The following is a 14,370-nucleotide window of genomic DNA, read 5'->3' as shown; positions in this document are numbered from 1 at the left end:
GTTTAACAAAATTGCTAAACCATTAATAAATTAAATCCTTCTGGACACGTTTTTTCTCATCTCGGTTAAATCTAGTGCCAATTTATTTAATGCATCATCACTATAAATACTATGCAGGTCTTGAGTCAATTTTCGTCGCCAGTTGGGATATTCTGAAGATGTTCCAGGAATATTGACTGGTTTATCCATTTCTAACCAATCTTCTAGTTGCAAACTCAGTAATTCACTTGAACCACCAGCCATATGCAATTGCATGCCGAAATTTAAAGCCCTACTCATACCGACATAATTCACATCATACCCTACTTCATCAGTGACAGAATGATGTGCGTGCAAAGTATCCAAAATAGCTTGCTTATTACTATGACGGCTATTGTATAATCCATTCAGTATCTCTTGAGTCGGATATAAACTAAGATCTTTACCCAACTCTAAGTCATAACAATTCCAATAACCATTTAATGTGGGCATATCGTGTGTTGTTAGGGTGGCCATAGACTGTTTTGGGTAATGCTCAGGAGAAAAAAATCCGCCATCCTTTGATTGCTCAAAAAAGAAAACACGATATGAATATACGCCATTTTCTGCAAGTTTTTCTCTAATTTCCGGAGGCACTGTTCCTAAATCTTCTCCAATGACCATACTTTTATTACGTTGGCTCTCTAGGGCTAAGATACCAAGTAAATCATCAACTGGATAATACACGTAGCCACCTTCCGTCGCATCGTCGCCCTTTGAAACCCACCATAAGCGTAACAACGCCATTACATGATCAATTCGAAGAGCACCTGTGGCATACATATTTGAACGGAATAAATCAATGATAGGTTGATATTGTTGCTCGTAAAGCTTTTCAGGGTCTATAGGCGGTAGTCCCCATGTTTGACCAAGGGGGCCTAACTCATCTGGCGGAGCGCCAACACTTGCCCCTACACAATATAAATTTTTATTTCCCCAAATTTCGGCACTGCCTTCGCTTACACCTACGGCCAAATCACGGTACAAACCAATACACATGCTGTTATCGCGAGCAACCTGATTAGCTTGTTCCAATTGCTGTGCAGCTTGCCATTGCAGCCATAAAAAGAACTTCACTCGTTTTTTATTTTTCTTTGCAAAGGCTTTCACCCCTGACTTGTGAAAATCAGATAACTCTTCAGGAAACACAGGCCAACCCCACGAAGGCTCACCTTTTTTAGCAAGGCTTTCTTGCAAGGCGTCATAGATAGCAATGGTTTGTAAACTATCACCACCTTCAGAAATAAAAGCTTTAAAAGCTCTGTTGTTCTTGGTGTTTTTAGAAAAATATAGCGTGTCTTGATACTCAAACACAGCTTCAAGAGCGGTTAATTTCAATGCAGTTACCGTTTCATAATCGACCCATTCAACGTTACGGGAATTTCGCAATTTATCTGCAAACTCAGGAGTATTTATTAGGTCTTGCACTGTTTTTTGTTCGTAGCCTTCAACCGCTGTCACATCGATGTATATGAAATTTAACCACCGGCGAGATGATGGTCCATAAGGACTACAAGCATTCGGTTGCGCAGGATACAAAGCGTGTATCGGATTTAACCCAACGAAATGAGCTCCCTGCTTTGCTGATTTCTCCAGTAAATAAGCTAAATCACTAAAATCACCAATCCCCCAGTTGGTTTCACTACGTAAACAATATAACTGCACACTTACTCCCCAGACTTTTTTGCCATCTAGTATTTCTTGGGGTTTATAGCAAGATTGGGGAGCAACTATGAGACGCATATTAGCCAATTCGTCTTTATCGGCTTGTAATGAAAGGGAGTGATAACCTAAGGGTAAAGTTACCTCTAGTTTCACCACATACTCTTGAAATTCAACGTCTTCTATGTGGGCAACATTGGTGAGCTGACCATCTACAGGGACGAAACTACAAACAACTTCACCACCTTGTTCAGTCGAAATAACCGCCTCATACTTATCGTCTACAAGTTCAATAGGCAATCTAACAGCAATATGAAACTCAATACCCGTGCGTATTACTTGTACAGGCCCTAACGGCGATAACCAAGAATGATTCACTTCATCTTCGGCTAGTTGCTGTAAAGCATTTGAGTCATCCACATCATATCCCATAGCCTTTAACAACTTCTCTTTGGTAGCTGCTGCAATAGTTGTCGGTTTACCCCAAGCATCATGGTAATTTGACTCAATACCACGGTACTCAACTAAATAATCAATCAATGAAGCCGTCATTAAATTTTAATTCCTATAAAAAACTGTCTAAAGAAAGGGCTGCCCTTAGTAATCGTTCAGAAATAATACCAAATATTTTTATGTTACAAATAATGTAATTAAATAACATTTTATCTGGAATATTTTGCCTTATATGCTTATTTAGTCCATAATTTTGTAATAATATTTCAGTAGGGTTTATTAAGCCCGTCATTAACCGCTTTTTAGGAAAGCAGTTAAATTAACTCGTAGAGGATTTTAGACATGACAATAAAAGTAGGTATCAATGGCTTTGGCCGTATCGGTCGATTCGTATTTCGCGCCGCCTGTGAACGCAGTGATATTGAAGTAGTAGGTATTAATGATTTGTTAGATGCAGAATATATGGCTTATATGCTTAAGTATGACTCTACTCATGGCAAATTCAACGGCACGGTTGACGTTAAAGATGGCCAACTTATTGTTAATGGAAAAACTATTCGCGTAACCGCTGAGCGTAACCCTGCTGACTTAGCATGGGATGCAATTAGCACTGACGTGGTTGTTGAATCTACAGGTTTGTTTTTAACTGATGAAACTGCACGTAAACATATTGAAGCTGGGGCCAAAAAAGTTGTACTTTCTGCACCATCTAAAGACGCTACACCAATGTTTGTTATGGGTGTTAACCAAAATAACTATGCAGGTGAAGATATCGTTTCAAACGCCTCTTGTACTACTAACTGTTTAGCGCCTTTAGCGAAAGTACTTAACGATAACTTTGGAATTGTTGACGGATTAATGACAACAGTTCATGCCACAACAGCTACCCAGAAAACAGTGGATAGCCCTTCTGCAAAAGATTGGCGTGGTGGTCGTGGTGCTTCTCAAAACATCATCCCATCTTCTACAGGTGCAGCAAAAGCTGTAGGTAAAGTTATTCCAGAGCTAAATGGTAAACTAACAGGTATGGCTTTTCGCGTACCAACAGCTGATGTATCAGTTGTAGATTTAACGGTTAACTTAGCTAAACCTGCTACTTATGAAGAAATTTGTGCTGCAATGAAGGCTGCATCTGAAGGCGAAATGAAAGGCGTCATGGGCTACACAGAAGATGCTGTAGTATCTCAAGACTTTATCGGTGATGTGCGTACATCTGTTTTTGATGCGACAGCTGGTATTGCCTTAACAGATACTTTTGTTAAGTTAGTATCTTGGTACGACAATGAAATTGGTTACTCGAATAAAGTATTGGACTTAGTTGCTCACATCAGTAAGTAATCAACGATAGTTGAATTTCATGCTAAAAAGGCGATAAAGATATATTTCTTTATCGCCTTTTTTGATCCTTAACATTTATAATTAGAGAGTCTTTATGCTTCTAGTAAATTCAGTATCAATAATACCCCGTGGCAATATTAACGTTCTAAAAATAGACAATTCATTTGCGACAGCAGAGATTGCACTATTTGGCGGACATATTGTAAGCTTTGTTCCTAAAAGTGATGGTCGTGAACGTCTTTGGATAAGTAAACAAGCCATCTTTAATGGCCAAAAAGCGATCCGCGGTGGAGTCCCCATTTGCTGGCCATGGTTTGGTGATCATTCTTCTGATAAAGCCATGCCTAGCCATGGTTATGTTCGTCAACAGAATTGGAACGTCGTTGCCTCTGAAGACTCTGAAACAGGGACCATCATAAGCCTGCAACCAATAACAAGTAGTGAAGCAGGGTTTGATGCTGAAGCACAACTAACGTTAGTCGTTCTTATTGGTAAGCAGTTAAGTATTCAACTTAAAACTACAAACCTAAGTGACAAGGTTTTAACCTATACTTGCGCCTTGCATAGTTACTTTGCAATTAAAGACATCCAGCAATGTGAACTAATAGGTTTACAAGGGACTTACAAAGATAAAACTCGCAACTTTGAAAGATTCGAGACACCACAGCCCTATAAATTTAATGAAGAAACTGACAGAGTCCACTTTGATAAACCTGAAAAATTAGTTATTACCGATCAAGAGTTGATAACTGGAGTGCAATCCTCTGGTCACGATAGCATAGTGGTATGGAACCCTTGGCAAGATAAATCTATCAGTATGGGCGATATGGCCGATGATAGTTACGTCACTATGTTGTGCGTTGAGACGGCTATTACAGAAGGTCAGATTATTCTACCGAGCGAAACTCATACCTTAGAACAGACTATTTCTTAAAAAACGCGTTATCAACTAGCAGCTTTGATAAAATAAATTAAGAGCTGGAAACAGCTCTTATTCTCTCTGCAGGAACCCGTAACTGTTCCATCAAGTAAACTTTAAATAACGCTTCATAAGGTTGGTTATCTACCGCTTTCTGCATACATAAAAGCCATGCTTCACTTTCATCTTTACCAATTGATAAATGTTTGTGTGTTTGTGTGTTTGTGGAATATTAATACTACCGTAATGCTCAGCGTACAATTTTGGGCCACCTAACCACCCCGAGAGAAAATAAGTTAGCTTTTTACGAGGCTCAGACAAGTTTTTGGTATGCATATCCCGTATTTTTCTCGATGCAGGGAAGTTATCAATATTTTCATAAAACTCATCCACCAAAGCCGTTATGCCTGACCCCCCCCCCTGCTTTTATATACGAATTATTACCGACACCGTAATCATTGCTTCTGACGTACATAATTCCCCCAAGCCTACTTTTTACGACATTTTAGCATATCGAGACGTTGTTCCATTTGGCTCATATCTAACATTTTGCTAAAAGGCATAGCTACCTGAGTTTCATATTCTAATGCATTTTGAAGGCTCATGCCCCAACCTTAATTTATAAGAGACTTTATTTTCAATAAAGCAGACATATCTGCTTCTGATATTTTTCAGCTATTGTTAAGACCCCACTCATTAAGTCCTCATTTGGGAATATTTCATTTACCAAGCCCCAATATTTTGCATCTTGAGCACTAAAGAAACGTCCGGTAAAACTAAACTCTCTGGCGCGGTTACACCATTTATTGCGCCTATAATAGGTTTAGGGCATTGTGATATCGCTTTAATAAAAGCAGTCTGCTGCCCTTAGTTCTGGTGCTGAAACACACCGTTCTCCGTATTAGCACTTTCAAATCTAACCCAGCACTAAAGGCACGGCCTGCCCCTTTAATACTGCCACTTTTATGGCATCATCAGTGGTAATGGACGTAAAAACATTGGTTAACCCATTAATCACGTCAGCAGTAAATGTATTGAGCTCGTTGGGTCGATTAACGGTAACTGTAGCCACTCTTTCTCGAACATTGAAAAGAATAACATTATTGAATTTGGCATTGGTATTGGTATTGGTATTGGGCATAGAATCACCAGAAAGAGGACAAGTTGATAAAACTATTATCAATACTCCCCTCACAGCAAATCAAAACAAATCCATGATGTAAAAGTATGAATAGCAATGATGGGGACGAGCTTAAACGCTGACAGACCTTCTATGTAATAAAATAATCAGCCCCTATATACTCTCATTTTAATTCATTAGAAGCGGTAGCCTATTCCTAAAGTTATAACAGGATACATTTCGAAATCAGAAATATCCTCTTCTAAATTAACAATTTCATCGGCAACATTAGCTTGAAACTCAATGGCTTCAGGTGATGTACCACTAACATCAAATTGAAATCCTGGATAGCCTACTACTTCTGCCGTACCGGTAACCTCAAGTTGTACATCTGGCTCCCCAGAAAATAGCACCCCTATTTCTAATGAAAACATAAGTCCATCTTCATAACTTTGTCCCCAGCCAAACCCAAGATAACCAGCTGTTTCATCACCTAAAACAATAGCGGTATCAATGGTCAGTGGATCTGCGCTGCTTCCTCGATATTCCAATTGACCTATTTCAAAGGTTTCACTGCCAGAACTAATAGCGTTTCCACGTAACTCATTGCCATTAGAATACGCACCACCTGTTATATGAAAAACACCATCGAATGGGCGCCAGTCCACTAGCACACCTAAGGTAGACAACTCAATCTCGCCATTATAATCAATATCATCTTCTTCGAATGTATCTGAGTACGTGTAACTATTAGCTTGAAGACGTATATTCCAACTTTCTGTAAAACTATAATCTAACTCCAATCCTGGTCCCAAGGTGCCGACTTTTGCAATGACAGCCAATCCACCGCCATCCATTGCAACATTCTGAACATCATCTTGAGCAACACTCTGCTGTGTGAATAAAATAAATGGTACGCAAGTTAGTCTCGAACCAAGTTTCGTTTTTAACATCGTTTTCACTGAATATTCCTTTTGCATAAATTGATGGGTGGCACTTACCCCGTTAGAACAAAGAATCAATAAAGCAATAACTTTCTCACACATTGAATCTGGCCAAAGTATCTGCGTGGATATAGTGGTGTTGCTTGAAATACCTTAAAGAGTGCAACGAGTAATAAATCTATCTCGATTTTTTGTTAGCTTGGAGAATTACAGGAGGCTACTAGCTAGTTTTCAAAAAAACCAACTTTAATTTAGTGGATTAAATACTAAGAGCAGATGCGACAGCGCGTTAGTTATAGATACTAAAAAGGAGCCTTGCGGCTCCTTTTAAAATTAGTTAAAAACTAATTACTTACTCGTTACCTGATGCTTCTGGCGCAGCAGGCTTTTCAAGCAAATCTTTAATGCTTAAACGAACACGGTTTTGACGGTCAATTTCAACTACTTTAACGTCTAGGATTTGACCTTCTTCAAGATGATCAGATACTTTATTAACACGTTCGTGAGCGATTTGTGAAATATGAACAAGTCCTTCTTTACCTGGTAAAATTTCAACAAAAGCGCCAAAATCAACGATACGAGTGACTTTACCAGAGTAAGTTTTACCGGCTTCAACTTCTGCGGTAACTTGCTCAATTTTGCTAATTGCAATTTGGGCTTTAGCTAACTCAGTTGCAAAAATCTTAACTGTACCATCGTCTTCAATTTCGATATTACATTCAGATTCTTCAGTAATAGCACGGATCATCGCGCCACCTTTACCAATAACGTCACGGATTTTATCTTTGTCTACTTTCATTTTATAAATGCGAGGAGCAAATTCAGACATCTCTTCACGGTGACCAGAGATAGCTTGGTCCATTACACCTAGAATATGCAAACGAGCTTCTTTAGCTTGCTTAAGAGCTACTTGCATGATTTCTTTGGTGATACCTTCAATTTTGATGTCCATTTGTAGTGCAGTGATACCACCTGTGGTACCCGCAACTTTAAAGTCCATGTCACCTAAGTGATCTTCATCACCTAAAATGTCAGATAAAACTACGAAGTTTTCATCATTTTTCACAAGCCCCATGGCAATACCAGCAACAGACGCTTTAATTGGAACACCCGCATCCATAAGCGCTAGAGACGTACCACAAACAGAGGCCATTGAAGACGATCCATTTGACTCTGTAATTTCAGATACAACACGTACTACGTATGGGAATTCTTTTTCAGACGGCATAACAGCTTGAATACCGCGTTTTGCTAAACGACCATGACCGATTTCACGACGCTTAGGAGAACCAACAAAACCAGTTTCACCTACACAGTATGGAGGAAAGTTATAATGTAGCATGAAGCGGCTATCTACTTTACCGTTTAAGCCATCAATCATCTGTGCATCACGCTCAGTACCTAAAGTCGCAGCAACGATTGCTTGAGTTTCCCCACGAGTGAACAAAGCAGAACCATGAGTACGTGGTAACAAGCCAGTAGCTACATCAAGCGCACGGATCATAGCAGGATCACGGCCGTCAATACGTGGTTGACCAGCAAGAATACGCGAACGAACAACATCACTTTCTAGTTCATGTACCAATTCAGAGACTTCTTTAGCATCTTGATTTTCATCAGCAGCAACTAGTTCTTCAACTGTTTTGTTAGTTAAAGCAGTGATGGCATCTTTACGCTCCATCTTGTCAGAGATTTGGTATGCGTCAGTAATACCCGCTTCTGCCAATGCTTTGATTTTATCTTTAAGCTCAGTATTTTCAGCTTCTGGTTGCCAATCCCACTTAGGAGTGTTTACTTCAGCAGCAAATTCATTGACAGCGTTTACCACTGTTTGCATCTGCTCATGACCATACATTACCGCACCTAGCATCACTTCTTCAGAAAGAATTTCAGCTTCTGACTCAACCATTAATACAGCGCCTTCAGTTCCAGCAACTACTAGATCAAGTTGGCTGTCTTCAAGCTCAGAAGTGCGAGTATTTAAGAGATATTGTTCATCTTTGTACCCTACACGTGCTGCACCTACAGGACCATTAAATGGCATACCAGAAACAGCCAAAGCTGCAGAAGTACCAATAAGAGAGATGATGTCTGTGGGGATTTCTGGATTTGCTGAAACTACAGTCACAATAATTTGCACTTCGTTCATAAACCCATCAGGGAATAAAGGACGAATTGGACGGTCAATTAAACGTGATGTAAGAGTTTCATACTCAGAAGGACGACCTTCACGTTTGAAAAATCCACCAGGGATTTTACCAGCGGCGTAAGTACGCTCTTGGTAATTAACTGTAAGTGGGAAGAAGTCTTGCCCAGGTTTAGTATCTTTTTTACCAACAACCGATACTAATACAGATGTATCATCCATACTAGCTAATACAGCAGCTGTAGCTTGGCGAGCAATTACGCCTGTTTCAAGAGTAACAGTATGCTGACCATACTGAAAAGATTTAGTAATAGGAGTCATTTTTTTCCTTTAAATAATTGTAAACTGCCCTACTGAGGACAATACATTTTTGCTTTCTTTATATATCGCTTTTAAATGCGGCGCACAGTATAGCGGCTCCACATCACTAAAAACAGTCACTACAATGAATTATCCAGAAAAACATGCCATATTTTCTAAAACGTAACCTAATAAAGATATTATAACGTTTAGCAATGACACTCTGAGATAACCCCAGTTACGATGGCCTACTATTTTAGGATTTTAGAAACAAAAAGATCGCAATTAAATCATATTGAAATAAAAATTATTTATACAAACCTCAATTAGTCTTTCAATTTAAGTACACTATACAATGATGATGCTCTAGCACTTTTAATTTGGTATTTTAATGCAACTCATAACAATTGATAAAAAACGCTATCGTAAACACTTAAACCTAGTTATTACTGGGTGCATATCCGGCTTACTATTAGGGTGTTTAGGTATATCTCAATTGCTTATTGCGTTGTTTCCAGATCCAAGTGGTAGTCATTTTCACTGGAATTTACTCGGGGCAATAATCACAAGTATCTTGATTGCTTGGATACTCAATCGATATCGTAAGCATAATTTCATGATTGAAGTTGTGTATGTTTGGGAGCTTAAACAAGCACTCAACAAGATAAACAGAAAGATGTTAAAGCTAAAGCCGGCTGCCGCTCAAGGTGACATAAATGCATTGCTTGCCATGCAATATAGCTATTCTGGATCCCGTTTACTATGGCAATTAGACGACAACACAATTGTTATGGAAGAGCTAACTATCGCTCAAGCTGAACTAGATAAATTAGCAAAAAAATACCAAATCAGCTTAGATATCAGTAATTACAATGACGATATCTTGAAACAATTCTAAACGCTTTAACAATTATGAATAAAAGAGGTATGTATGAATCGTCGTAAAAAAGGCAATCAAATCTTAAAAGCTAGAGCTAAAAAAGCCAAAGCTAAACTCGCATCAAAGAATAGCCCCAGATACATAAGTAAAGCAGAACGGGCCAATTTTGAGACAGAAGACACAGAAGTAATCCAATCTATACCAGAGGACTAATTTAGGCTATGAGTGAGCATCTTTTGGGTATATAAAAGGTTGATTTATTAATATTTTTTCAAAATTTTCTTTAGTGATTGGCCGACTATAAACATAGCCTTGTATATAATGACATCCAAGTTCTTTCAGCATCTTAACTTGTCTCTCGTTTTCTACTCCTTCAGCAACAACTTCTATCTGCATGCGTCCACATAAATCGATAATGCTTTTTAGCATGTCAATCATATCGTTATTTGTTTCTAAATCATCGATTAAAATCTTGTCCAATTTAAGCACATCTACTGGTAGTTTCGACAGGTAAGCAAAAGAAGCATAACCAGATCCAAAGTCATCAATAGCAATACGTAAACCTAAATCCTTTAGTTCCCATAGAACTTTACCTGTCTGTTCAAGATCATCAATTACACAACCCTCAGTGATCTCAAGTTCAATACACTCGGGGGAAAGGCCTGTTTCGGCTAACAAGTAAGTAAACTCCTCTACTATCTGGCTAGTTTTTAACTGTCTAGGCGAAACATTTATAGCCAAACTAACCTTCTCTCCATATTGCTTACGTAACACACCTAAATCCGCTACACTCTTTTTGAATAGCCACGTCCCTATCTTTTCAATTTGTCCATCTAACTCACTAAGACTAATAAACTCCTCGGGTGACACCCATCCCAAAGACGAATGTTCCCAGCGCATAAGTACCTCAGCCCGCTCAACGATTCCATTACTTAAATTCACTTTTGGTTGAAAATACAAAGAAAACTGATTGGAATTAATAGCTTGTTGAATACTATTCTGAATAGTTTGTTTACGTTTCTTTTGGGCCAAATGCGCAGCATCTAACCTGATAACGTCAGAGCATTTTCCTTGAGTAATATGATCAGCGTAATCATGAGTAGAAATATTTCGAATTGAATGCACTAACTGAGCAATATTAGACCCTTCAAACGGAGATTCAGCATAAGCTAATTGGCTGGCAATCTTCGGATGTAATTTGTCAGCTCCACATGTTAATGATAAAGCCTCACCTAGAACAACCAAACTATCATGTAAATTTGCATTACATTCACTTTCTGGAATTATGACAAGCAATTGATCAACATCCACCTCAAATACTTCACAGCTTGGTGATAAATAAGTACTAACAATACTCTCAATAGAATCTAAAATAGACGTGCCTGCTTCCTGTTGTTGCCAATAGTAATCAAGAAATGCCATATCCGATAAAATAATAGATGCAACTGCAAACTTTTGGTTCTGACTCAATAAGTGTTCTGCTGCTCGGTCAAACAATACTCGTTCTGGCTTTATATATTGTTGTGTAATTTGTTCTTTAGATCTAGCGATTAAGCGTTGCTGATATTCATCAAAAGCATGGTCTACTTGCTCAATTAATTCTTTATTGTTCCAGGGTTTAGACAAAAACTTGTAAGCTGCTCCAGAATTCATCACATCGACAGCAACTTCAAAGTCGGCCTGCCCTGTTAAAATCATAGAAACGATTTCTGGGTATTGCTGCTGAACATCTTTCACTAAAGCACCACCATTAATTTCTGGCATTCTAAAATCAGAAAGGACAACTTGTACATCATGTAACTTCAAGATGTTTAAAGCATCTTCAGCACTACTAGCCGTATATACTTGGTACTTTGTTCCTCTAAAACTGCGCTGTATAGCCTGTAAAATATTCTCTTCATCATCTACAACAAGTAGGCTACGATTTTGTAACACAGGGTTATATATGGCTGGTTGTTGTGACATATTTAACATCGAAAATGCTCCCAAAAGTGAATACTAAAATGAAAATTTGGTTTCTATTCTGAATCGCACACTATGCTCTGGCGATCCTACTAAACGTTTGGTTCGAGAAAGCCGAGAACCAATCCAAAGGTTATCTGTCAATCTATGTCGAAAGCGCAAGTCCCAGCCTTTATAGTTGCTTGTAGCAAATCTGCTGGAAGCATTCTGTGCAAACTCAGTCACAACAGAAAAGCGTTCAACATGTAAATATTTGAGTTCCGTGAAATAACTACCTACCTGCTTTAATGACCCTTTACTAAATAATAGTGCATAGCTAAACCTTTGCTTAGAAAATTGCTCAAAGAAAACATTAGGAACGCGCTTTGTTGACCACCCTAAGTCTGCTCCAATTTGAGAATCATTGAATTTGATAGCACCCGAAAATCGGATGAACTGGTTATTAAAATGTGTATCTTTGGTTGCATAACGAGCGTCAGGCTCACCTTTAAAGTCGACTAGCCATGGCGCTAAAGTGATTATTCCTAGGTGCGTAGATATTTGTCTCGAATATTGAAAAAGTGACATATGGCCAACAGTATTTGATGCTCCATCTAAAGGTTTAAAAGTAGCAAAGGTCAAGCGTTGCTTCTTTGATAAATGATAATCAAGATGCACACCAACAGGGTTTAAGTGCCTATCCCAAAATAAATCTGTTATCTGCTTGGATTTCCATGGAATTTTACCTGCTATTACAGCCAATTTATCAAAGGTGAATTTAGTGAAAATTCGTGAAACATAGATATCCTTATGACCACTGGGATTATCAGTAAATTGCTGTACCGTAATAGCAGGTACATTTTGTTTGTTTTTTAAACCGGTTCTAACTTGACCAATAAACATAGTGTTGTCACTTAGTTTGTAGTCTGCGCCTACAGAAGCAATCAACCGTAGCCTTTTTCTTGGCGCTAAATTTATTTGGTCTGTTTCATTTTCATATCTCAGCAATACATTAGTCGATAAATCTAAAGCTTCTGTGTTTTGTACACATAGAAAACTTAAAACAATCAACAAATAACGTTTCTTCATTTTATAAACCATCTCGACCATTGCATTGAAAGAACTTCATAATATGGCATAAACATAGCAAATGTCACAAATGTCGTATACTATACTTTAGTCATATATGTCTTCATTATCCATTGTGATACCATGCTCGAATGAAATTTAGGAGTAGTATTCATGGCCAAAGCTAGATCACTAACAACAGGTGACATAGCGCAATATTGCGATGTTAATTTGCGAACAGTCATTCGATGGATAGATAAAGGTAGCCTAAAAGGCTATAAACTGCCTGGAAGAGGTAATAACCGTGTAACGAATGAAGATTTTTTGGCGTTTCTCAAAGAGAATAACATGCCGATACCAGAAGAGTTTTTGCCTGACAATAAAACAATTTTAATTGTTGACGATGATGAAAATATGGCAAGTGCTATTAAACGAGTATTAAAAAAAGCTGGTTTTGAATGTGATACAGCAGTTAATGGCTTTCTAGCTGGTAGTAAATTGATGCAAAGGCAACCAGCATTAATGACTTTAGATTTAAGTATGCCTGGTCTAAATGGGTTTGAACTACTGAAGCACTTAAAAAGCCAAGATGAATTTAACCACTTAAAAATCTTGGTGATCTCAGCACTTAATCAAGACAGCCTAGACAAAGCCATAACCCTCGGAGCCAACGCTGCAATATCAAAACCTTTTGAAAAAGAACACTTGCTAAGCATTGTAAACCAGCTTACCGAATAATATTTATATGAACGAGGTACCAATATGTTGAAAACACTTCTACTTTTTAGCTTATTAATTAATTACTCTTTTGCAACCATGGCTCAAGAAAACACATTAACATTTGGTATTGTTCCACAACAATCAGCAAAACGACTAGCTACTTTATGGACACCAATTTTAAAACGAGTTAGCGAAACGAGTGGCATTAATATTGAATTTAGTACAGCTCGTGATATCCCAACCTTTGAACAGCGTTTGGCCAATGGCGAGTACGATATTGCTTACATGAATCCTTATCACTATATAGAGTTTAATAAGGCCCCAGGGTACGACGCTATTGCGAAGCAACAAGGGAAAACTATTAAAGGAGTAATCGTCGCTAACGTTGAGGGCAATATTAAGACTATTGACGACTTAGAAGGAGCGCGTTTAGCGTTCCCCGCCCCAGGAGCTTTTGCAGCCAGTATATTGCCAATAGCAGAGCTAAAAAGACATGGTATCTCATTTTCAACAATGTATGTATCATCGCATGATTCCGTGTACTTAAATGTTTCTAAAGGTTTCTTCCCTGCTGGAGGAGGGATAAAACGAACACTAAACAACATGCCAGAAAACGTAAAATCACAATTAGTCACCATATGGGAAACACAAGGATATACACCGCACGCAATCGCCGTGCATCCAAGAGTTAACACTTATTCGAAACAAAAAATATTGAATGCATTAATTGAACTGAACGATGACGAGCAAGGCTATAACCTATTGAATTCAATAAATTTTGAGGGAATTTCTGCAGCAGAAAATCATGAATGGGACGATGTAAGAGCCTTGAACCTTAAAACGGTTATAGGCTCACAATAA

General features: G+C 38.3%; 13 protein-coding genes. 6 read left to right on the top strand and 7 right to left on the bottom strand.

The genetic code is table 11. From position 1 onward, the window contains the following. Window positions 1–30 precede the first annotated feature (30 nt). The gene (malQ, locus tag ABJD71_RS08525) at window positions 31–2,232 is read right to left on the bottom strand and encodes a 4-alpha-glucanotransferase (protein ID WP_348167424.1); all 2,202 of its coding nucleotides are present in this window, start codon (window positions 2,230–2,232) and stop codon (window positions 31–33) included. A 243-nt stretch (window positions 2,233–2,475) separates the two neighbouring features. Here malQ and gap point away from each other — a divergent pair, with 243 nt between their 5' ends. Both gap and ABJD71_RS08515 read left to right on the top strand, forming a co-directional pair. Further along, on the top strand, window positions 2,476–3,471 hold the full coding sequence (gene gap / locus ABJD71_RS08520; RefSeq protein ID WP_348167421.1) for a type I glyceraldehyde-3-phosphate dehydrogenase: 996 nt from the start codon (window positions 2,476–2,478) through the stop codon (window positions 3,469–3,471). A gap of 94 nt (window positions 3,472–3,565) precedes the next feature. Next, window positions 3,566–4,405: a D-hexose-6-phosphate mutarotase gene (locus tag ABJD71_RS08515; RefSeq protein WP_348167418.1), complete on the top strand. Its 840-nt coding sequence runs from the start codon at window positions 3,566–3,568 to the stop codon at window positions 4,403–4,405. A 129-nt stretch (window positions 4,406–4,534) separates the two neighbouring features. Here ABJD71_RS08515 and ABJD71_RS08510 read toward each other — a convergent pair whose 3' ends face one another. From ABJD71_RS08510 to pnp, 4 genes are all read right to left on the bottom strand, one after another. Continuing rightward, window positions 4,535–4,783 (bottom strand): hypothetical protein, encoded by a 249-nt coding sequence (locus tag ABJD71_RS08510; protein ID WP_348167415.1) that lies wholly within the window; start codon window positions 4,781–4,783, stop codon window positions 4,535–4,537. A gap of 523 nt (window positions 4,784–5,306) precedes the next feature. After that, window positions 5,307–5,573, bottom strand: coding sequence for an enoyl-CoA hydratase-related protein (locus ABJD71_RS08505; protein ID WP_348167412.1), 267 nt, complete (start codon window positions 5,571–5,573; stop codon window positions 5,307–5,309). 134 nt (window positions 5,574–5,707) lie between these two features. Further along, window positions 5,708–6,463, bottom strand: a complete 756-nt coding sequence (locus tag ABJD71_RS08500) for a hypothetical protein (protein WP_348167580.1) — start codon at window positions 6,461–6,463, stop codon at window positions 5,708–5,710. A 343-nt stretch (window positions 6,464–6,806) separates the two neighbouring features. Further along, the gene (gene pnp, locus ABJD71_RS08495; RefSeq protein WP_348167410.1) at window positions 6,807–8,921 is read right to left on the bottom strand and encodes a polyribonucleotide nucleotidyltransferase; all 2,115 of its coding nucleotides are present in this window, start codon (window positions 8,919–8,921) and stop codon (window positions 6,807–6,809) included. A 370-nt stretch (window positions 8,922–9,291) separates the two neighbouring features. Here pnp and ABJD71_RS08490 point away from each other — a divergent pair, with 370 nt between their 5' ends. Beyond that, a complete protein-coding gene (locus ABJD71_RS08490; RefSeq protein ID WP_348167407.1) occupies window positions 9,292–9,798 on the top strand; it encodes a DUF3087 domain-containing protein in 507 nt (168 codons plus the stop codon). Between the two features lie 33 nt (window positions 9,799–9,831). Beyond that, window positions 9,832–9,993, top strand: coding sequence for a DUF2986 domain-containing protein (locus tag ABJD71_RS08485; RefSeq protein ID WP_348167404.1), 162 nt, complete (start codon window positions 9,832–9,834; stop codon window positions 9,991–9,993). 6 nt (window positions 9,994–9,999) lie between these two features. On the opposite strand, the gene ABJD71_RS08480 is transcribed toward ABJD71_RS08485, so the two are convergent. Both ABJD71_RS08480 and ABJD71_RS08475 read right to left on the bottom strand, forming a co-directional pair. Beyond that, window positions 10,000–11,754, bottom strand: coding sequence for an EAL domain-containing protein (locus ABJD71_RS08480; RefSeq protein WP_348167401.1), 1,755 nt, complete (start codon window positions 11,752–11,754; stop codon window positions 10,000–10,002). Between the two features lie 24 nt (window positions 11,755–11,778). After that, window positions 11,779–12,810 (bottom strand): hypothetical protein, encoded by a 1,032-nt coding sequence (locus tag ABJD71_RS08475; protein WP_348167398.1) that lies wholly within the window; start codon window positions 12,808–12,810, stop codon window positions 11,779–11,781. Window positions 12,811–12,963: 153 nt separating this feature from the next. Between ABJD71_RS08475 and ABJD71_RS08470 the strand changes: the two genes are divergently transcribed. Together ABJD71_RS08470 and ABJD71_RS08465 are read left to right on the top strand one after the other, a co-directional pair. Further along, on the top strand, window positions 12,964–13,527 hold the full coding sequence (locus ABJD71_RS08470; RefSeq protein ID WP_348167395.1) for a response regulator: 564 nt from the start codon (window positions 12,964–12,966) through the stop codon (window positions 13,525–13,527). Window positions 13,528–13,551: 24 nt separating this feature from the next. Then, on the top strand, window positions 13,552–14,370 hold the full coding sequence (locus tag ABJD71_RS08465) for a PhnD/SsuA/transferrin family substrate-binding protein (protein ID WP_348167392.1): 819 nt from the start codon (window positions 13,552–13,554) through the stop codon (window positions 14,368–14,370).

The organism is Paraglaciecola sp. (genome assembly GCF_039943935.1).
GTDB lineage: Bacteria > Pseudomonadota > Gammaproteobacteria > Enterobacterales > Alteromonadaceae > Paraglaciecola.
The sequence above is the reverse complement of the archived record's forward strand: the minus strand, read 5'-3'. Positions and strand labels throughout refer to the sequence as shown.